19 protein-coding genes and 1 tRNA gene are annotated in these 18,397 nt (G+C 37.8%); 5 read left to right on the top strand and 15 right to left on the bottom strand.

What is annotated here, in order from left to right; translation table 11 throughout:
* Positions 1–33 precede the first annotated feature (33 nt).
* From B4Z90_RS01770 to B4Z90_RS01795, 6 genes are all read right to left on the bottom strand, one after another.
* Complete coding sequence (locus tag B4Z90_RS01770; protein WP_070567696.1) at positions 34–1,161, bottom strand: glycosyltransferase; 1,128 nt, start codon at positions 1,159–1,161, stop codon at positions 34–36.
* A 6-nt stretch (positions 1,162–1,167) separates the two neighbouring features.
* On the bottom strand, positions 1,168–2,118 hold the full coding sequence (locus tag B4Z90_RS01775; protein ID WP_046674669.1) for a glycosyltransferase family 2 protein: 951 nt from the start codon (positions 2,116–2,118) through the stop codon (positions 1,168–1,170).
* Between the two features lie 98 nt (positions 2,119–2,216).
* Positions 2,217–2,819: a DUF4199 domain-containing protein gene (locus B4Z90_RS01780; RefSeq protein ID WP_286801261.1), complete on the bottom strand. Its 603-nt coding sequence runs from the start codon at positions 2,817–2,819 to the stop codon at positions 2,217–2,219.
* 5 nt (positions 2,820–2,824) lie between these two features.
* Positions 2,825–3,499: a hypothetical protein gene (locus B4Z90_RS01785; protein ID WP_286801262.1), complete on the bottom strand. Its 675-nt coding sequence runs from the start codon at positions 3,497–3,499 to the stop codon at positions 2,825–2,827.
* A gap of 4 nt (positions 3,500–3,503) precedes the next feature.
* Positions 3,504–4,772 (bottom strand): dihydroorotase, encoded by a 1,269-nt coding sequence (locus B4Z90_RS01790; protein ID WP_286801263.1) that lies wholly within the window; start codon positions 4,770–4,772, stop codon positions 3,504–3,506.
* Between the two features lie 215 nt (positions 4,773–4,987).
* Positions 4,988–5,557 (bottom strand): UbiX family flavin prenyltransferase, encoded by a 570-nt coding sequence (locus tag B4Z90_RS01795; protein ID WP_070567704.1) that lies wholly within the window; start codon positions 5,555–5,557, stop codon positions 4,988–4,990.
* Positions 5,558–5,906: 349 nt separating this feature from the next.
* Here B4Z90_RS01795 and B4Z90_RS01800 point away from each other — a divergent pair, with 349 nt between their 5' ends.
* Positions 5,907–6,557 (top strand): ankyrin repeat domain-containing protein, encoded by a 651-nt coding sequence (locus B4Z90_RS01800; RefSeq protein ID WP_070567707.1) that lies wholly within the window; start codon positions 5,907–5,909, stop codon positions 6,555–6,557.
* Here B4Z90_RS01800 and B4Z90_RS01805 read toward each other — a convergent pair.
* Together B4Z90_RS01805 and ribD are read right to left on the bottom strand one after the other, a co-directional pair.
* Positions 6,554–7,837 (bottom strand): DUF2851 family protein, encoded by a 1,284-nt coding sequence (locus B4Z90_RS01805; protein ID WP_201638989.1) that lies wholly within the window; start codon positions 7,835–7,837, stop codon positions 6,554–6,556. The genes B4Z90_RS01800 and B4Z90_RS01805 overlap by 4 nt on opposite strands.
* 64 nt (positions 7,838–7,901) lie before the next feature.
* Positions 7,902–8,948: a bifunctional diaminohydroxyphosphoribosylaminopyrimidine deaminase/5-amino-6-(5-phosphoribosylamino)uracil reductase RibD gene (gene ribD, locus B4Z90_RS01810; RefSeq protein ID WP_115050699.1), complete on the bottom strand. Its 1,047-nt coding sequence runs from the start codon at positions 8,946–8,948 to the stop codon at positions 7,902–7,904.
* Positions 8,949–8,982: 34 nt separating this feature from the next.
* Between ribD and prmC the strand changes: the two genes are divergently transcribed.
* The 3 genes from prmC to B4Z90_RS01825 all read left to right on the top strand — a co-directional run bounded on the left by prmC (position 8,983) and on the right by B4Z90_RS01825 (position 11,319).
* Entirely contained in the window at positions 8,983–9,843 is an 861-nt protein-coding gene (prmC, locus tag B4Z90_RS01815) for a peptide chain release factor N(5)-glutamine methyltransferase (protein WP_070567713.1), read from the top strand.
* A gap of 117 nt (positions 9,844–9,960) precedes the next feature.
* Positions 9,961–10,033, top strand: a tRNA-Lys gene (locus B4Z90_RS01820).
* 248 nt (positions 10,034–10,281) lie between these two features.
* Positions 10,282–11,319, top strand: a complete 1,038-nt coding sequence (locus tag B4Z90_RS01825; RefSeq protein ID WP_286801265.1) for a LacI family DNA-binding transcriptional regulator — start codon at positions 10,282–10,284, stop codon at positions 11,317–11,319.
* Positions 11,320–11,414: 95 nt separating this feature from the next.
* On the opposite strand, the gene B4Z90_RS01830 is transcribed toward B4Z90_RS01825, so the two are convergent.
* Genes B4Z90_RS01830 through B4Z90_RS01845 form a run of 4 tightly spaced genes read right to left on the bottom strand, consistent with a single transcriptional unit; the run spans position 11,415 to position 14,286 of the window.
* Entirely contained in the window at positions 11,415–12,260 is an 846-nt protein-coding gene (locus tag B4Z90_RS01830; protein ID WP_286801267.1) for a hypothetical protein, read from the bottom strand.
* Entirely contained in the window at positions 12,257–12,640 is a 384-nt protein-coding gene (locus B4Z90_RS01835; RefSeq protein WP_070567719.1) for a GntR family transcriptional regulator, read from the bottom strand. Before B4Z90_RS01835 ends, B4Z90_RS01830 begins: the two co-directional genes overlap by 4 nt.
* Before the next feature lies 1 nt (position 12,641).
* Positions 12,642–13,451, bottom strand: coding sequence for a hypothetical protein (locus B4Z90_RS01840; protein ID WP_286801269.1), 810 nt, complete (start codon positions 13,449–13,451; stop codon positions 12,642–12,644).
* Positions 13,435–14,286 carry an ATP-binding cassette domain-containing protein gene (locus tag B4Z90_RS01845; RefSeq protein WP_286753763.1) on the bottom strand — a complete coding sequence of 284 codons (852 nt, stop codon included), beginning with the start codon at positions 14,284–14,286 and terminating at the stop codon, positions 13,435–13,437. Before B4Z90_RS01845 ends, B4Z90_RS01840 begins: the two co-directional genes overlap by 17 nt.
* A gap of 721 nt (positions 14,287–15,007) precedes the next feature.
* Between B4Z90_RS01845 and B4Z90_RS01850 the strand changes: the two genes are divergently transcribed.
* Positions 15,008–15,484, top strand: a complete 477-nt coding sequence (locus tag B4Z90_RS01850; RefSeq protein WP_201638988.1) for a hypothetical protein — start codon at positions 15,008–15,010, stop codon at positions 15,482–15,484.
* On the opposite strand, the gene B4Z90_RS01855 is transcribed toward B4Z90_RS01850, so the two are convergent.
* From B4Z90_RS01855 to B4Z90_RS01865, 3 genes are read right to left on the bottom strand one after another with little or no spacing between them, the layout of a single operon-like run.
* A complete protein-coding gene (locus B4Z90_RS01855) occupies positions 15,485–16,261 on the bottom strand; it encodes an enoyl-CoA hydratase/isomerase family protein (RefSeq protein WP_286801270.1) in 777 nt (258 codons plus the stop codon).
* 11 nt (positions 16,262–16,272) lie between these two features.
* Positions 16,273–17,115, bottom strand: a complete 843-nt coding sequence (locus B4Z90_RS01860) for a hydroxymethylglutaryl-CoA lyase (protein ID WP_115050687.1) — start codon at positions 17,113–17,115, stop codon at positions 16,273–16,275.
* 3 nt (positions 17,116–17,118) lie between these two features.
* On the bottom strand, positions 17,119–18,267 hold the full coding sequence (locus tag B4Z90_RS01865; RefSeq protein WP_286801271.1) for an acyl-CoA dehydrogenase family protein: 1,149 nt from the start codon (positions 18,265–18,267) through the stop codon (positions 17,119–17,121).
* Between the last annotated feature and the right edge of the window lie 130 nt (positions 18,268–18,397).

The raw sequence follows: 18,397 nt of genomic DNA on the forward strand, positions 1-18,397 counted from the left end.
GATTTTATATACAAATAAAATCACGAATGTCAATCAATCGACCAACTTAAGGAGTTCATTGCCAAAAGTATCCCAGCTATATTTCTTTTTCTCGTCAATAATATTTGTTCTAAATTGCTCTTCTTTATTGTAGTGGTAAAATGAAAAAATACCGTCGGCCATTTGACGGGCATCAGGTTCCACGACATAACCAACATACTCATGCTGAACTAATTCAGGCAATCCCCCAACGTTACTGACAATCATCGGTAAATCAAAATGATAAGCAACCTGCGTAATTCCACTCTGTGTAGCACTCCGATAGGGCAAGACCACACAATCTGCCGCTGAAAAATACCTTCCGACCTCCTGATTAGGAATAAAATCAGTATGCATAAAAATAAACTCTTCCAGTTTATACTTTTTTATAAGGTTCAAATAAGGAGCAGGGTCACCATAAAATTCGCCTGCGAGCAGCAATTTCACCCCAAGGGTACGTATTCTGGGATCAGCCAATGCCTCCAGGAGGATATCCAAACCCTTGTATTGACGAATAAAACCAAAAAACAATACGACTTTATCCCCCTCGGCAATCTTAAGTAATCGACGTGCTTCCTTTTTACTCTGATGTACACCATAGTTATCATAGAGTGGATGCGGCGTATATACCGCTGGCATTTTCGGGCTTAACATTTTCAGATCTGCCAGCACACTTTTACTCATGGTGAGACAAGCATCAACAGACTTTAAAAAATAACGAATCAATAAGCTATCCCCTATCCGTTGTTCATGAGGAATGATATTATCAGCGATGCATACAATCTTAGTATGTTTATTTTTTCGAACTTGTCGTTGAATTGTTCCCAAACAAGGTCCAAAAAACGGCATCCAAAATCGTACAATAAGCAAATCATAATTTGCCTTTTTTAGTTCTTTACCTACCTTAATCCAATTAAATGGATTAATGGAATTGACCGTGGTCTTAATATGAAGGCCAGTTGGTGCTGGCTCATCCGAATATTGAGACTTTCCGGGAAAAAGGAAATTAGGATACTGTAAGCTGAAAGAATAGATGTCCACTTCATGCCCTGCTTCCTGAAAGTGAAATGCCAATCGTTCATTAAAAGATGCTATCCCACCGCCCCTTAACGGATAAGCGGACCCTAAAATCACAATTCGCATAATTAATTAAATGACTTTCTCAATTTGATAATCATTCCGATCGGAGCTGCTTCTAGACACTAATTCAGCCAAAAAACCAGTCAGAAATAATTGTGTTCCCAAAATAATCGCTGTCAGCGCAAAGAAAAATAAAGGTTGATCTGTTATATCTCTAAATGGTGTGCCGCTGGCGATACTCATCAATTTGTGGCAAATTAAATAAATGGAGATAAATAAACCTGCAAGAAAACTAATCACGCCCATAACACCAAAAAAGTGCATCGGTCTTTTCGAAAATTTCCCGACAAAAAATATGGATAATAAATCTAAGAAACCTTTCACAAAACGACCCGGGCCAAATTTGGTGGTACCATATTTACGTGGGTAATGCTGTACTACCTGTTCCTGTATATTGGTAAATCCTGCCCATTTTGCAATAACAGGGATGTAACGATGCATCTCGCCATAAACTTCGATGTTTTTGACAACATCTTTCTTATAAGCTTTAAGACCACAATTAAAATCATGCAGGTTATAAATTCCAGACATCGATCTTGTCACCCCATTGAATAATTTGGTTGGGATTGTTTTGGTCAATGGGTCATAGCGTTTTTGCTTCCAACCCGATACTAAATCCGCTCCCTTATTCACGATCCGATCATACAGTTCAGGAATCTCATCTGGACTATCCTGTAGATCTGCATCCATTGTAATAACCACATCGCCCTGTGCAGCAGCAAAGCCTACATTTAAAGCCGCAGATTTTCCGTAATTGCGTCGGAACTTTATCGCAGAAATATTCGTGTTCTTTAACTTCAACTCTTCGATAACTTTCCAAGAATTATCTTTACTCCCATCATCAACTAAAATAATTTCATAGGAAAAATGATTGGCCGCCATAACGCGGTCGATCCAAGCTGTCAATTCGGGTAAGGATTCTTCTTCATTAAATAAAGGAACAACAACAGAAATATCCATGTGAATGTTAATCATGCTAAAAATGTAGTATTATAATACCAACAAAGGTATTACTTTTTCAGTAATACCTTATAGGGTCAATTTTATTTTATTAAACACTAATTGGTCTCTTGTTTGATCACCAATTTTTCTCGTTTTGTCAAGGCTGATAATAGTAATGCAAAAACAAATTGAAACATCAGCGTGATAGCCAACCCTTTGAGCACCTGCCCTAACGTTATCTTTCCAATAGCATCAACTTGCTTTTCAAGTTCCGCGATTTTTGAATCGATAACCTCATCCGGCACATTGTTCTTTTCCATATACTCAATTGTAACATTAATTGTATGTGCCACCACCTTTTCTTGTAAAGTTGGATTAATGAAATTAACATACGCCTGTGTCCCAATTGTTGAAATAATAGTGGAAATAGCAAGCATCATAAATATGGATTTTAATGCTATAGAAAAATTCCAGTATCCGCCATTTGCTTTCCTAAGAGAGAAAGCGAAAAGCGCAGAAATAATAACAAAAAGACCAGTATTAACAATAAATGACATCGACATTACCCCCCAAAAGGAATTTAAGTCTTTGACAACAAACAAGACGACTAATCCGAGAATGAAAGAAATTATTCCCAGGATAACCCCGTAAATAATACTTTTCTTTTTGTCAATTACCGCATCAAATCCTACATTACTTTGGTTGATTGAATCTGCCATAAAAATTATTTGTTATAGTAAGTACTAATTATTTGGTAAAGTGCAATATCAAATGCCTTATTGGAAGACGCTTCTGCATACTCTTCAAATTGTTTTTCAGATGGTTTCAACTCACTAAAGAAGCTCATGATAGGATAAAAAAGTTCGTAGACTTCACTTCTCGGATTTAATCCTTTTCCTACTTTTGCAATTTCAGCATACGGGCTATCTACTACAATTTGATTGGCAATGATATCTTCATAAATTTCATGCTCATCCTGAAATTCATCTTCATCAACTAATAAAAATTCCTTTAAGAAATCATCCAATTCAGGTTCAATCTCATCGTCCTTGCATTCCCCTAAATAAAGAAAAATATTCAACAATTCTGTTCCCCTATCTATAGTTTCATCTTCTATAGCCTCCCATTCCTCGGAATCCAAATAGTCATCTTCAAGCTTTAAAACCTCATTGGAGAAAAAGTTCATGAGTAAAAGGTCTACATAAACCTCACGCAACTCATCAAAAAGTGGATAATCATCAAAAGATTGATCCAACAGTTCTAATTTCTCTAAATAACTTGCTTCCGTATTGAATACGGCAATAATCTTTTCAAGAAATTCCGGGGCAGTCGAGATCCCATCAACCTTGCCATAATTTAATATACCTGCCTCAACGGCTGCTTTAATATTTGCTTCCATGGTTTTAATCGTTTTTTATGATTTGATTATTATTGATGATCAATTCGACAGCACCTTTTAAAGTCTGTCCAAATAATGGAGAATTTTTAGATTTAGATCTATTTGTTGTTTCATCGAAGTTCCAAGTCTTCACAGGGTCAAATACGACAAGATTGGCTATTGCTCCCTCCTCAATAAGAGGAACTTTAAGTCCTAGAATCTGCCGGGGTCTAACTGAAAGACTATTGACAATTTGTTCTTCATTTAATCCAGCACGAACCAAGAGTGGTAATACGGTCTGCAGTCCAATAATTCCATTTTTTGCAATATGGAATTCAACATTCTTAAATTCTATTTCATGCGGTGTGTGTTGCGAAACGACAGCATCGATAGTACCGTCCTTAACGCCTTTAAGTAATACCTTCAGATCTGCCTTTGTGCGTAATGGGGGGCTTACCTTATAATTACTATCAAAACCGACAATATCATCGTCAGTAAACACCAATTGATGTGCAGCAACATCACATGTTACTGGAAGACCTTTTGCTTTCGCTTTTTTTATCAGATCGACAGCTTCTGGAGTGCTGATGGATGCAAAATGAATTGGAGCTCCAGTATATTCTGCTAAATACAGATCACGAGAAACCATTAACGATTCGGCCAGGTTAGGAATACCTTTCATTCCCAAATAAGTACTCATCGCACCTTCATTCATTTTGTTTCCACCTGCCATAGACTCATCTTCAGCATGTGAAAAAATCAATCCATCGAATCCCTTAGCGTATAACAACGCTCTGCTCATTAATCCCGCCTGCTGTACACTCCTGTTTCCATCACTAAAAGCGACAGCACCCGTTTGCTTCATATCAAATAGCTCGGCCAGTTCTTTCCCTTCTCTCTTTTTACTGATCGCTCCAATTGGATGTACATCAACAATATTTCCTTTCGCTGTATTGACAATAAGTGCAACCTCGGAACGGCTTTGAATCGCCGGTTCGGTATTAGGCATTACGGCTACTCCAGTAAATCCTCCAGAAGCAGCTGCTGCGCTTCCACTAACGATGTCTTCTTTGGTTTCTAATCCAGGTTCTCCAAAATTGGCATGTAGGTCAAAAAAACCTGGCGCTAAAACTTTTCCGGCACCATCTAAGGTTTCTATGTTTTTATCAGCTACTTTGACAGATTTTCCAATCTGTGCAATCTTTCCCTTTTCGATAAATACATCAACTTGCTGCTGATGAAATTCGTTACCAGGTAAAATTACTTTAACAGAAGTAATCAATAAGCTTTTCATATATGAATGTGATTGAAATTAAAAGGATACAACTTGTTTATCGAAGCGGGTAGCGTGCGCAGTAAGAATGGACAGACAGTGGCTTTATCACTATAAATCATATAGCTATAAATAACTTTTTCGCGTGATGCTCGTGATTGCTTCATTTCGAGAAACAAAGTTACAAAATACAAATTTATTATAGAACATTAAAAATAGATTTCAACGAGGAATCACTAGGCATTTTCTCCCCACTGATAATGTTTAAATTCAAACCCAGCAAGACTCAAAATCCGATCAACCACGGTTTCTGCGACTTCGTCCAAAGTCTTTGGTAAGCTATAGAATGAAGGTGATGCCGGACAAATGATACCTCCGGCCTCTGTCACCAATTTCATGTTCTGGATATGTATAATACTTAGTGGTGTCTCACGGGTAACCAAAATCAATCTTCGTCGTTCTTTTAGCACGACATCGGCCGCTCGGGTTGTCAAATCAGAAGACACACCGTGGGCTATCCTTGATAATGTCCCCATTGAACACGGACAGACAATCATCGTATCATAGCGAGCCGATCCTGATGCAAAAGGAGCAAAGAAATCACCCTTGTCATAAAACTTGAACGGCACATCCTGATAACTCTCATCGCCCAACTCCGCACGCCATACATCCTTCGCATTATTCGACATCACAATCCCAACCTCTGCGATCTGTGTTTTTAATACCAATAGTTTTTTAAGTAAAACTTTAGCATAGATTGAGCCGCTAGCTCCAGTAATGGCAACAACAATTTTTCTCTTAGACATCTCTTTTAAAATAATAAAAACAAAGCTATAAAAAAAGGGTCGTAGTGAGAAACACCCGACCCTACATCTACCTATGAAAAACATGCCCTTGGGAGGGGCTTAACAAAAGTACATCTACTTTTTAATTTACAAAAACATTATGCGCATTACTACACATTTGTGTATATAAAATACCCTAAAAATTCCTTTTTCCCAGATTTTAAGATCCAATTCACCCCGCAAAAAAAAACTTCTTCCAAATTTCAGTTCAATCCAAAGGAAAATTAAATACAAATATTTTCGCAAATCAAACGCTTATTCTCATCAATAAAGTCTATTTTAGTAACAACGTTAGACAATTTGTTAAGACATGAACCTTTCCGTTTTAGAACAATATATTGAAGAAGGCAAAAGCCATGATATCGACTTATTATTGATTGGGAATCCCGAACTTTTACAAGAAACAACGAGTCATGGAATTTCTCCCCTACTATTGGCTTGCTATTACAACAAACCCCAGATCATACGGATACTTTTACAACACACCAAATCCATGACTATCCATGAGGCTTGCGCGGCTGGGTTAACTTCATACTTGGAGGCCATTATTTCGCAAGCACCATCTGTTGTCAATGAATGGTCGTCACAGGGCTTTACGCCATTAACTTTAGCAACATATTTCAACAAAACAGATATTGTACGTCTTTTACTGTCCAAAAAAGTCAATCCGAATGTCGTAACCAAAAATGAACAACTCACCACTGCGCTACATATTGCCGCTGCAAACAACAATGAAGAGATCGGTAAGTTGCTAATCGAGGCCAATGCTAATGTCAATGCCATTCAAGCGACTGGCGAAACCCCACTTCATTTCGCTGCCCAATATGGTAATATCGATTTTATTGTTGCCTTACTCGAAAATGGAGCCGACACCAGAATCATCAATATTTCAGGGTTAGCTCCAATGGACCTGGCCTTTGAAAAAGGCCATAAAGAGATCGCAGAGATCTTAAAAAATTAATTTCTTTTTAAAATTTCGCATCCGATTCTGCAATGAAGGCAGCGTTTCCGATCACAGTAAAATCTCTTTAATTGTAAAATCCCCTGACTTTGCAATGCGCTTTGAACTTGCCAATCATATTGGGCAAACTGTCTCACAACCATATTTTTTTCTGAAGGAAGCTGCTCCAAAAGAGTTAGGGCCCTATCAATATAGGTCTGAATACTGAAATATTTACCGTATGAAAAAAGAAAAACAATAATCACATTAATAACAAGCGTGTCAATAGTTTCATTACTCAACCGAAGTGTTTCTTTTATCTTCGTTTTTGTACCAAAGGAAAAATGTCCGTCAAAATAATCACTTAGAGACGCTATCTTAAATAATTTTCGAGCTCTTTCCAAATCATCGACAGCCAAAATCTTGGCAACGCCCAACTCGTTCTTGCTAAACAAGACAGCTAATTGAGCAATTCGCCGTTCGGGAAAATTATATGGTCTCATTCTCATCCTCTTCCAAACCCCATAAACAACCTCTATACCGTGTATATGCTTTTGATACTCAAATTCACCGGCTAACTGCTTCATATACTCGCTTCCTGACTCCTGAATTAACAACCCACTAACCCCAAAGAAAAGAGCTTCTATTTTAAATAGGTTTGAACGATATTTTTGTAAAATGTTCCAAGGTAATTTCTCCCCAAGCTCCTGAAATGTATCGGCATTAACTTTTAATCCTATACATCTGCAAATCCATACCCATAACGTTTTTTCCCAATCCGTATTAAATTGATCTAAAATCAACAAAACTTGTTGAACCTTCATTTCTAGGCGTTCAACAGCTAAAGTACTCAGCCACATGGATTTTTTAAAAAGATCAATTGAACCAAGCTGAAACTCACAAGGTATCGAACTTTTTGCGTTCATCATCGTTGAATACCGTTCCAACAGATGCTGTTCGACATATTCCGAAAGCACCAATGTCGGTATTGATGTACCGTCATTTCGGTAAATAACTTTATCGTTTCTCCAAACCACATGTAAGATAACGTTATTATAAACGGTATCTTCTTGATGACAATGTCGATCCCAATCCGAAGATTGGATATGCATCTCGACATGACCAAACCAATCATTATCTTTACACCTAATATGTGACATGAGGAAATCGGGGCCTGAATCTGTATTGTATTGCCCCACATGAACAACGGCCAAGGGTTCACCATCCGTAGAATGCAACCCATTTGCACGGAATAGCCGAAGTTTCCAGATAAACTGCATTAAGTTTTCTGTAACTAACATAATTGTAATTTAAGAATTAAATTAACCGGCTATGGCTTAATTCCCTAAATATACAATTTAATAATCACTGTTTCTTATAGATCTTTAAAAGATCATTGGAAACCAATTTACTTTCAAGCAATTGTCCACTAAATTGTGGAGCCGTAATTCCATTAAATAGCTTTGTTTCGGTTTCAAACACCCTCGCCTCATCCCAGAGATCCGCATCGATAAACATGTGCAGCGTAGCACGCCCTCCTTCAATGATGATTGACTGAACATCCATTAAATATAGTTGATAAAGAATATTCTGCGGCAGATACAACCCGTAATTTTCAAGCTCAATATACTTAACATTTGCTGTCCAATCTGTCTTTTTAGCATTGAAGACGATTGTATCAGCTTGATCATCTAGAATATTGGCATCTAGTGGAATGGCAAGATCTCTATCTAAAAGAATACGCAATGGGTTGTTACCCTGCCATTCTCTTACGGTCAGACTGGGATTATCTACAACTGCGGTATTTGTACCGACCAAAATAGCATCTTCCTCTGATCTCCAGCGGTGAACCAACTGTCGGCTAGCAGCATTGCTTAACCAAATTTGTTTATTTTGCATCCCCATAAAACCGTCCTTCGACTGCGCCCATTTTAGAATAACATAGGGGCGGAATTGACCAATACGTGTAAAAAACCGACGGTTGAGCCATACAGCCTCTTTTTCCAGTAAACCAATTTCAACTTCAATACCTGCTTCGCGCAGTATCTCAACTCCCTTGCCATTCACCTTGGCGAAAGGGTCCAAACAAGCGATATAGACTTTTAAGGGTTTTAGCTCTGCAATCATATTGGCACATGGCGGTGTCTTTCCATAATGCGCGCAAGGTTCAAGGCTAACATAAAAAATACTTCCCTCGATAAGCCGTTTTGCTTCTTCCCCATACTTTTGTACAACCTGCTGTACCGCATTGACCTCAGCGTGTGGTCCACCATATGGAGAAGTATATCCTTCACCGATAATTTTACCGTCCAAAACAATGACAGCCCCAACCATTGGATTGGGACTCACTGAACCCGCGCCCATTTGGGCCAGTTCCAAACAACGATGCATATATTGCTTGTGCATATCCATGGATACAAATCTATGAAAATCGTACCTTTGACACATGAAAATACTTCAAGATTTCGAATTATTATTTCAACATGAGCTTCAGGGGTTATATGATGAGGATGAAATAAAAGCAATATTCTTAGTGGTTGTTGCCGAAAAGTTTGGGTTAAATAGAACCAATTATCAATTGAGAAAAACAGATATCGTCAAGGAGGCGGATAAGGCTGAAGTACTTAGCATCCTTCAGAATCTAAAAAAGCACAGACCTATACAGTACATACTCAATAAAGCAGATTTTTATGGTGAAGTTTTCCAGGTCAATGAATCGGTCCTCATTCCACGCCAGGAAACTGAAGAACTTGTCGATCTGATCATCAAAAACCACAAATCTTCTCAAAACCTAAAAATTATAGATATCGGAACTGGCTCTGGCTGCATCCCGATCACCTTATCAAAGCATCTCAATAATGCCCTAGTAACAACGATAGACATCTCAAAAGAGGCGATAAAAACAGCACAAGAAAATGCTAAGAATTTAAAAACTCAGGTTCAATTTATCAATGCGGATATATTTGAATGGGAATACATTTTCTCCGACCAACATTATAATATCATTGTATCCAATCCGCCCTATATAACCCCGGGAGAAAAGCAGCACATGAATCAAAACGTATTGGCTTATGAACCTGAGCTCGCATTATTCATTGAAGAAAGCGCTCCATTGATTTTTTATGATGTTATTTCATCCTTTGCTTTGAAACATTTAACCCCAGATGGAGATCTATATTTTGAAATCAATCAATATCTCGGTCCAGAAATGAAGGAACTTATGGTCAAAAAAGGATTTGAACAGGTCAAACTCATAAAAGATATCAATGGAGCAGACCGAATAATCCATGCAAAAAAAGCGCGATAAAAAAAATAATCCGTTTATTTATTAAGCAGTTAAGGCCTTTTCGTCAAAATTTGCATGCTATAATTTGGCATATATCAAAAGAAATTCTACCTTTGCATCACTTTCAAAAACAGAAAGGATTCCGTAGCTCAGCTGGTAGAGCAATACACTTTTAATGTATGGGTCCTGGGTTCGAATCCCAGCGGGATCACTAAAGAAAAGCTAATCGCAGGATTAGCTTTTTTTGTTTAACACTTGCGGAAAACTTCTTTTTCATCAACAACGCTTTTCTTGATCTCCATTTGAAAACATGTTTTTTATCTTATCTTTATAATTTCAAGAATTTTCGGGCTTAATACATTAAAAACACTAACCGATAATTCAATAATAATTCTAGCGCCATCTTACCATCGTATTGACGCTAGAACAAATTACAATCAATGAAAGAGGATCGAGCACATGAAGAGATTTACGTTAAAAGGGATTGGCCAACAGTTAAACCTATCTCCAGGAACCATTTCCAAAGCACTAAACGATAGCCATGAAATAAGCGCAGAAACAAAAAAGTTAATTTTAGATTTCACGCAGAAAATTAATTATATACCAAATTTCTCCGCAAAAAGCTTAAAAACGGGGCGATCAAACACCCTAGCGATCATTGTTCCATTTATCTCAAGCTCTTTTTTCTTTGATTTTTACGAAGACATCTCCCTCATTCTATCGCAGACGAATTATAAACTCATCCTCTTGCAGACTTTTAACGATGAGAAAAAAGAAAAGGAAGCACTGGAACTTTGCATACAAAGCAATATCGAAGGAATAATCATTTCTCCTGTAAAAAATGATTCAAGTTTATCACTCTTGTTTTATATCATGGAACAGATCTGCCCTGTGATTATTTTTGACCGGATAAACCATCAACTCGACACCTTTAAAATCGGAATCCAAAACAACAAAGTCATCTATCAGGCAACAGAAGAAATGATCAAAAACAAACGCGAAAATATCATTCTTTTATTATGCAAAGATATCGGTGGAAATGTAAGCAGAATAAAAGGATATAAAGATGCCCTCTTTAATGCCTCTATTCCTTTTAAAGAAGAAAATATTGTTGAAATATCCTACTCAAGCCCCAAAGATAATATCGATGACGAACTGGAAAGCAAAATAAACACGTTATTAAATAAGCCCTCCGCTCCAAATGCACTCCTCTCAACGACAGACACCTTGTCGCTAAAAGTTTTGCACATATTAAATAAATTAGAGGTGAAAATTCCTGATGACATGAACTTAATTGGCTTTAGCAACACCCCTTTTGCCAACAGTCTCAACCCATCTTTAACAACAATCACCCAGCCAACACAGCTTATGGCAGAAAAATCGGTAGAACTTCTCTTGCAGATGTTAAAGAAAAAAAACAAAAAGAATTATTTCGAATTCGAGACGTATTTTTTGGACTGCAGTATCGAACACCGAAAATCTACATCATCCCTTTAAAGAAAAGGTCAAAACCCCACTAAGGAATTTTGACCTTTTCAGAAAATACCGATCTCTACTATTAACGATCGACTGCAACATCCACCAATTAAACCTTACTTAATCAATGATCGCAATGCATGGACAGGCAAATCTATTTTAGTATCATTGGATAGATTCCCGTTCAATGTTCCCCATTGCAAACTATCTAAACGGACAGATGATTTTCCTTCAGTTTTGATATTCAGAAGACCTACTTTGGCTTCAGGTCCCTTCCTATTGAAATAAACTTCTGAATTGTTTGCCACAATATCTGCACTTTGATAATTCGTACGCGGAAGTCCCAAAACACTATTCGTTGTGTTAACAAATAAACGACCGACAAGAGAATTCCCCTTACTGTCCGTCCCGCCAAGATCATCAATAGTGGAATTTGTCAGGTTCAGATTCAATGTATTTATAACGGATTTCTCCGCAAGGGAAAATACCTCAACGCTATCACCTACGACAGTCAATTCGTTCAACCTGGCGGACAACTCGTTAATACCCGCATTTTTTAATTTTAAAACCCTAAGATCAGGTGAAAAAATATAGATTGACTTATACCCCCCCTCTCCTCCTGATAAAAGATCTAAGGTAAGATTGCCAGATTGATCGACATTCGCTTTCACAAAGTCGGCTTGACTTTTATTAACTTTAACCATAAACTTATCGCTTTTCACCCAATACAACCCTACACCGCTTGCATTGGTACCTACAATATAAAGCTTATCGAAAGCTGCCAAGGGGAACGACCGGTAATAAACATCCTTTGCACCTGGCTTGGATACCTCCTGCTCAACATCAGCATTATATTTTTTCGCATCCACTCGATTTATACGAACAAGGTAGGACGCGACAAGCATCGGAACCGCGAATAAGCCTATTGCTAATCCCATTATTATTTTTGTACTTAATTTCATGACTCATTTTGATTAAAATTCTGACTTACAAACCGTCTATAACGTTGCTCTAACTCATCCAGACCGATTTCCAATAAATAAATATTACGAAAAAACAAGGGAAGATCTTCTTCTAGAAAAATTGCCTTTCTATATAACTTCACATTCTTCACCGATTCTTGTGTCAGAAAAAAACCGATCCCGCGCTTATTAGCTATAATTTCTTTCTGCTGCAACATATCATAGGTCCGCATAACAGTATTGGGGTTAACCTCCATCTGAACTGCCAATTCCCTTACTGAGGGGAGTTTTTCATCCACTTTCCAGGTCGCTAGCAAAATATGATCACATACGTACTCAGCAATCTGAAGGTAAATGGCTTTATTTGCATTGAACTCCATATTAAATCTCCTTTTCTTTCAACCTTAAAAAAGCAACCGCCCAAATCATTATGGCAAGCAACACTCCTACAGCGCCGATCAATGCAAAAATATGATTTGAATCAGACCAATAGTTATTATCCATTGTACCTACGGTATCTTGGGTCTGAGTCTTCATTAAGTAAACAAAAAGACACATCCAAACTACACAGTAAAGCACAAGAAAAATAGCCGTCTTTACATATTGATAGTTTTGGTAGACGATCCCACCAAGTAAGAAAATTGCATTCAGAAGAATTGGTACAAAACAAAAATAATAAGCCGGTTCAGGGTATTGAACCTTGAAAAAGTACTGCCATAGATCCACACTGACCGTCTCTCCTGATAGCTGTACTTCATTTACAACCACAGAACCAACGCTCCTCAAATAAGAAACAAATGCCAAATCGATCAAATAAAAGACCAATAAATATGAACCAATACTCACGACAACCGTATAGAATAAGCTGACCAGAAACTTTTCCAATTGTGACGCTGGAATCATCAGCTCAAAAATCGCCCGGGTCTTCTTCCCTAAATCAGCAAAATAACTGCTCGAGATAACCGTTACAAAAAAGAGTCCCAAGATACAAAACAACGGTGCTCTGAAATTTAGCAACGAATAAACAGTATTCTTTTTGATATCATCATAATTTGATCCCAAGTTAACTGCATAAAAACCAAAAATTACCCCGGCAATAATCCCTATTGACATCAGATAAATTCGCCCAAAACCAATCCATTGTCTTCGAATCAGTCCAAAATAACGCGTAGCATTAAATAGATTTGACATATTCATCATGTTTAATAAGGTCCGTAATTTTTTCCTTGCACTGTAACACTGCATTAAATAGCAACTCCAAATCCAGTTTCGAATCTTCTGCCGCCGAGTTTGGGAGAATAACATTAAAACCGCCTACTCCTTCTTCGGAATAGAGTGTATCCAAAGGCAACTCTCTTACTTTTTTAAAGCATAAGCGATCAGTAATCACATGCATCGGAGCGTTGAGTGCAACCTTATGATCATCAAGTAAAATAACAGCATCAATAAGATTATCCAGATCACGCACCTGATGTGTGGAGATAATTACACATCGATCATCAGTAATGGCAGAAGCCATGATCTTTCGAAACTGAACCTTAGAAGGAATATCCAAACCATTCGTTGGCTCATCCATGATGATCACTTTTGTGTTAGACGCTAAACCGAAAGAAATAATATATTTCTTTTTCTGTCCATAACTCATGCTTGCTAATTTTTGCTCAATGGGAATATCGAACTCACGAATAAGCTGATCAAAATATACCTGATCGAAGTTGGGGTAGAACCCTGCATTAGCCTTCAGAAACTGTTCTGATTTTACGGCAGGGAGATAAAACTCTTCCGGAATAAAACTAATCTCCCTTAACAAGGAAGGTTCCCTTCGATTAGGGTTATGCCCCAGCACATCAACTTGCCCCGAAACAGGATATACCAAACCGGCAATATTCTTAAGCAAAGTTGATTTGCCAGCACCATTCTTTCCCAATAGGCCATAGATATGCCCCTGCTTCAATTCAAGATCCATATGAAGAAAAAGGGGCCTTGATTTACTATAGCTGAAATTTAGATTTTGGATAGTAACCATACTACTGTATTATTTAATTAATACACTAATATAGAAACGGATTTTGTATAATTCCAAAAATATTTTAAAAAAAACACAGGCAGAGCTTTGCTTACGCTCAGGCATTATTTTAATTTAATAGCGCAGATCGGACATAATAAAACATATACATTCAATTTATATAATAAACATAATACTATGATAAACAAATTGTTATTATAATAAATTATGAAATTCGTAATCAATAAAACATCATTTTTATCGATGTGCGTTATCCTTAAAAACAACACGCAAATCGCAACCACCTTCAAAAACCCGAAATAGCCGCATTCTCAGCTAAAACAAATCAAAACCACACAAACCCTTCGGGAATGACAAACATCACCTCAGAGAGGCTAAAAACAACTAAAAATAAGGCATACAGACGATCATTAGTTATTCACAAGCGAATACCTTCGTTCTCGATCATTTGGACAGCCTATTTGGTCCAGCTAATCGTTATTCTCCGCCAGATAGATAAACGGCGAATTACACATAACAACGGCATTAACCAAGAGTTAAAAACAGTACAAAGCAACCTAATAACCAAAACAATAAAGTGCTTATATAAAGTAAAAATACATATAAATACAAGTCCCTTTGATCAGATGACGTAGACAATTAATGAAAAACCAGCATCTATTCTATAAGCTGGTATAGTTTAAAATAGCTTTAAATCTATTTTATTACCATCTTTGTTTTCATGATGAATTACATTTATCCCTTCATTCTAGCGATGCATTCTTTATGGAGATGGGAAGTACTGATTATACTAGCAATTAGTCTTTCAACCTTTTTTTATAAGAAAAAACAGCAGCTTCTATTCTCCCCTATCGATCAATTTCTTGTAAAAACCACGGTTATTTCTTTCTATATTCAGCTAGTTTTAGGTATTAATCTCTATATACTGAGCCCCATCACACAGTACTTCCTACGACATTTCGACGAAGCAGTCCACCTGAGGCAAATTCGCTTCTTCGGTATGGAGCACAGTAGCATGATGATTATGGCTGCAATTTGCCTGACATTGGGTGCCCATAAAAGCAAAAACGCCGATACAAACGATCGACGTTTTAAAACATTATTAATCTGGTTTGGACTAGCTTTACTGATCATCCTTAGTTCTATTCCTTGGGAATTCTCTCCCTTGACAAGCAGACCGAGTTTTCGATCATTTTAATTAGCTATTTTTCCAGTTGGCTTTTCTTTTATTACGCATGGCATCCATTCCCTCCTTGAAATCATTGGTTTTACGCAAATCTGCCAAGCTCTCTAAGAGAAAGTTATACTTATCATCATAATCTTGCTCTTTTAGCCTTCGCAGTGCAACAAAACCTCTCGATATAGCCAAAGGAGCATTTTTAAGAATAGTTTCTCTCAATTCAACCAAGGCAGTTTCTTCAACATCCAAAATTCCGGACAGAATACCCTTATCCAGCGCATCTCCCGCAGCAAAAGAATCTCCCCTGATACAAAGATCCATCGCTTTTCTTTCAGGCATATATTCCATTAGCAAGGCCAACACCTGAAATGGAAAGAGTCCGATTTTTACTTCTGGCAAAGAAAAACGTACATGTGGCAGTGCAAACAAATAAGTGCAAGATAATGCAATCAAAAAACCACCTGCAATAACATCTCCCCTAACAACACAGATTGAAGGCTTATTTAAACAGGCAAATATTTCTGCCAAAGACTTTTCAACCTTTGGAATTGCCGGATTACCAATATCTACTGTAGGATCCTCAAAAGCTTTAAGATCCATACCCGCACAGAACACCGGACCTTCAGCCTCTATTTGTACTAAACGAATATCGGGATTGCTATTCGCCAGATTCAATGCATAGGCAATTTCGTTCACCATAGTCGGACTAAAAGCATTTCTTTTATCCGAACGAGCTAGCGTCAAATTGAACACATGCTGCTCAACGTGCACCTTTATAAAATTCAGTTTTTCCATCTCAAAAATCCCTACAAAATCATTTGCCTGAAGCTATGCTCCAATCCGAGTATTTCAGCATCAGTTCCTCGTCCAAAATAACGCAACAAGAGTTCTGAAGGTATATTGCCAACCAAATCATCTTTTGCAAATGGACAACCGCCATAACCAAGCAATGCGCCTTCAAATTTACGGCAACCTGCGAGATAAGCGGCTTCAATCTTAGCAAGACTCTCCGCTTGCCTCGCATGAAAATGTGCACCTATTTCCGGTTTTGGAAAACTGGCTTTAACAAAAGTGAATAATGCTGAAATCTGATTCGCATCGGCTTCTGAAGTTGTGTCTGCCAAAGAAAATTCCCGGATACCCAGATCGTATAATTTCCCAATCCATTCTTCTACCAAAAGTGGGGACCACGGATCCTTGTATGGGTTCCCAAAAGCCATGCTAATATAAATAACTAAAGATTTATGATTAGCGTCTGCCAAAAGTTTCATTTCTTTTACTTGCTGATAAGAAGCCGCCAAGCCCATATTGGTATTTCGACGTTGAAATGTTTCCGATATTGAAAATGGATACCCTAAAAAGTCGATTTTTTCCTCTAGAACGGCTTCTTCTACTCCCCGAAGATTGGCGACAATCGCCAATAACTTCACTTTTTCATTCTTTCTGATTCCTTCCAGGACTGCTTTTGTATCCGCCAACTGCGGAACTGCTTTCGGCGAAACGAAAGATCCAAAATCAATAACATCAAACAGCTCACTTTCGATTAACGTATTGATATGTTTAATTTTCTTATCTGTCTCAATAAAGTTATGAAGCCCTTGAACAGCGTCTCTTGGGCAATCAACCAATACAACTTGATCCCTCATCATATGCTATAAAATATCTTTCTCAATCTCTCTGGCGATCACCATTTTCTGAATACTTGAAGTCCCTTCACCTATGGTGCATAGTTTAGCATCTCTAAAAAACTTCTCGGCAGGATAGTCCTTTGTAAATCCATAACCACCAAAGATCTGCACAGATTCATTCGAGACACTAACGGCAGCCTCCGACGCATAAAGTTTAGCCATCGCTCCAATTTTAGAAACACGGTCCCCATGATCCTTTAAATAGCCCGCCTGCCTCGTTAACAATTCGCTTGCCTCTACTTGTGTAGCCATATCTGCAAGTGCAAAAGAAACTGCCTGAAATTCGTAAATCTTTTTCCCAAACTGCTCACGCTCGTGTGCATATTTCAGCGCACACTCGTAAGCTCCGCGGGCAATACCCAAAGAAAGTGCCGCAATCGAAATACGTCCGCCATCCAATAATTTTAAAGCCTGTACAAAGCCCTGTCCTTCCTCACCGATGAGTTGATCCCGATGAATCCGACAATTATCAAAAAAAAGACAGGCAGTTTCTGAGGCACGCATCCCCAATTTATTTTCTTTCTTTCCCGCAGTAAATCCAGGTGTACCTTTCTCAACAATGAAAGCCGACATCCCTTTTTTATCCCCCTTAGCCCCAGTTCGTGCAATAACGACAGCAACACTAGAACTGATGGCATGCGTGATAAAATTTTTAGAACCATTTAACACGTAATGATCACCATCTCTCTCCGCAAATAACGTCATTCCACCGGCGTCAGAACCGGAACCTGTTTCTGTAAGCCCCCAGGCACCGATCCATTCAGCTGTCGCCAACTTTGGAAGATAACGTTTCTTCTGTTCTTCACTGGCAAAGCTTAATATATGATTTGTGCACAAGGAATTATGCGCCGCCACAGAAAGCCCGATTGAACCACATACCTTGGAGATTTCATCCAAAACGGTAATGTATTCCTGATACCCGAGCCCTGATCCGCCATATTCTTCAGGAACGATTACTCCCATGAAACCGTGTTCGCCTAACTTTTTAAAAACTTCTATTGGAAATATTTGGGCTTCGTCCCATTCCATCACATAAGGTTTGATATGATACTGTGCAAAATCTCGTGCACTTTGTCTGATCATATCCATTTGTTGTTTATTTTCAATAAACATAAGCATGAATATTAAATTTACAATCGGTAATTCAATTCAAATATATCAAAATATTTAGGAATAAAATTGCAAATATTTTAAAATTTTATTTTAAATTTATCTAAAAATAAGAAATTCTTAATTTAACAGT

Origin of the sequence: Sphingobacterium sp. UBA5639, assembly GCF_002421245.1 — a bacterium.
Classification (GTDB): domain Bacteria; phylum Bacteroidota; class Bacteroidia; order Sphingobacteriales; family Sphingobacteriaceae; genus Sphingobacterium; species Sphingobacterium multivorum.

What these genes read in the sequence shown, in the direction of transcription:
- B4Z90_RS01785 (WP_286801262.1), bottom strand. Translation starts at nt 3,499, where the DNA reads ATGGAAGCAAATATTAAAGCAGCCGTTGAGGCAGGTATATTAAATTAT.
- B4Z90_RS01775 (WP_046674669.1), bottom strand. Translation starts at nt 2,118, where the DNA reads ATGGATATTTCTGTTGTTGTTCCTTTATTTAATGAAGAAGAATCCTTA.
- B4Z90_RS01830 (WP_286801267.1), bottom strand. Translation starts at nt 12,260, where the DNA reads ATGAAATTAAGTACAAAAATAATAATGGGATTAGCAATAGGCTTATTC.
- B4Z90_RS01860 (WP_115050687.1), bottom strand. Translation starts at nt 17,115, where the DNA reads ATGATGAGGGATCAAGTTGTATTGGTTGATTGCCCAAGAGACGCTGTT.
- B4Z90_RS01805 (WP_201638989.1), bottom strand. Translation starts at nt 7,837, where the DNA reads ATGTTAGTTACAGAAAACTTAATGCAGTTTATCTGGAAACTTCGGCTA.
- ribD (WP_115050699.1), bottom strand. Translation starts at nt 8,948, where the DNA reads ATGGATATGCACAAGCAATATATGCATCGTTGTTTGGAACTGGCCCAA.
- B4Z90_RS01835 (WP_070567719.1), bottom strand. Translation starts at nt 12,640, where the DNA reads ATGGAGTTCAATGCAAATAAAGCCATTTACCTTCAGATTGCTGAGTAC.
- B4Z90_RS01800 (WP_070567707.1), top strand. Translation starts at nt 5,907, where the DNA reads ATGAACCTTTCCGTTTTAGAACAATATATTGAAGAAGGCAAAAGCCAT.
- B4Z90_RS01850 (WP_201638988.1), top strand. Translation starts at nt 15,008, where the DNA reads ATGATGAATTACATTTATCCCTTCATTCTAGCGATGCATTCTTTATGG.
- B4Z90_RS01840 (WP_286801269.1), bottom strand. Translation starts at nt 13,451, where the DNA reads ATGTCAAATCTATTTAATGCTACGCGTTATTTTGGACTGATTCGAAGA.
- B4Z90_RS01780 (WP_286801261.1), bottom strand. Translation starts at nt 2,819, where the DNA reads ATGGCAGATTCAATCAACCAAAGTAATGTAGGATTTGATGCGGTAATT.
- prmC (WP_070567713.1), top strand. Translation starts at nt 8,983, where the DNA reads ATGAAAATACTTCAAGATTTCGAATTATTATTTCAACATGAGCTTCAG.
- B4Z90_RS01770 (WP_070567696.1), bottom strand. Translation starts at nt 1,161, where the DNA reads ATGCGAATTGTGATTTTAGGGTCCGCTTATCCGTTAAGGGGCGGTGGG.
- B4Z90_RS01790 (WP_286801263.1), bottom strand. Translation starts at nt 4,772, where the DNA reads ATGAAAAGCTTATTGATTACTTCTGTTAAAGTAATTTTACCTGGTAAC.
- B4Z90_RS01795 (WP_070567704.1), bottom strand. Translation starts at nt 5,557, where the DNA reads ATGTCTAAGAGAAAAATTGTTGTTGCCATTACTGGAGCTAGCGGCTCA.
- B4Z90_RS01855 (WP_286801270.1), bottom strand. Translation starts at nt 16,261, where the DNA reads ATGGAAAAACTGAATTTTATAAAGGTGCACGTTGAGCAGCATGTGTTC.
- B4Z90_RS01825 (WP_286801265.1), top strand. Translation starts at nt 10,282, where the DNA reads ATGAAGAGATTTACGTTAAAAGGGATTGGCCAACAGTTAAACCTATCT.
- B4Z90_RS01865 (WP_286801271.1), bottom strand. Translation starts at nt 18,267, where the DNA reads ATGTTTATTGAAAATAAACAACAAATGGATATGATCAGACAAAGTGCA.
- B4Z90_RS01845 (WP_286753763.1), bottom strand. Translation starts at nt 14,286, where the DNA reads ATGGTTACTATCCAAAATCTAAATTTCAGCTATAGTAAATCAAGGCCC.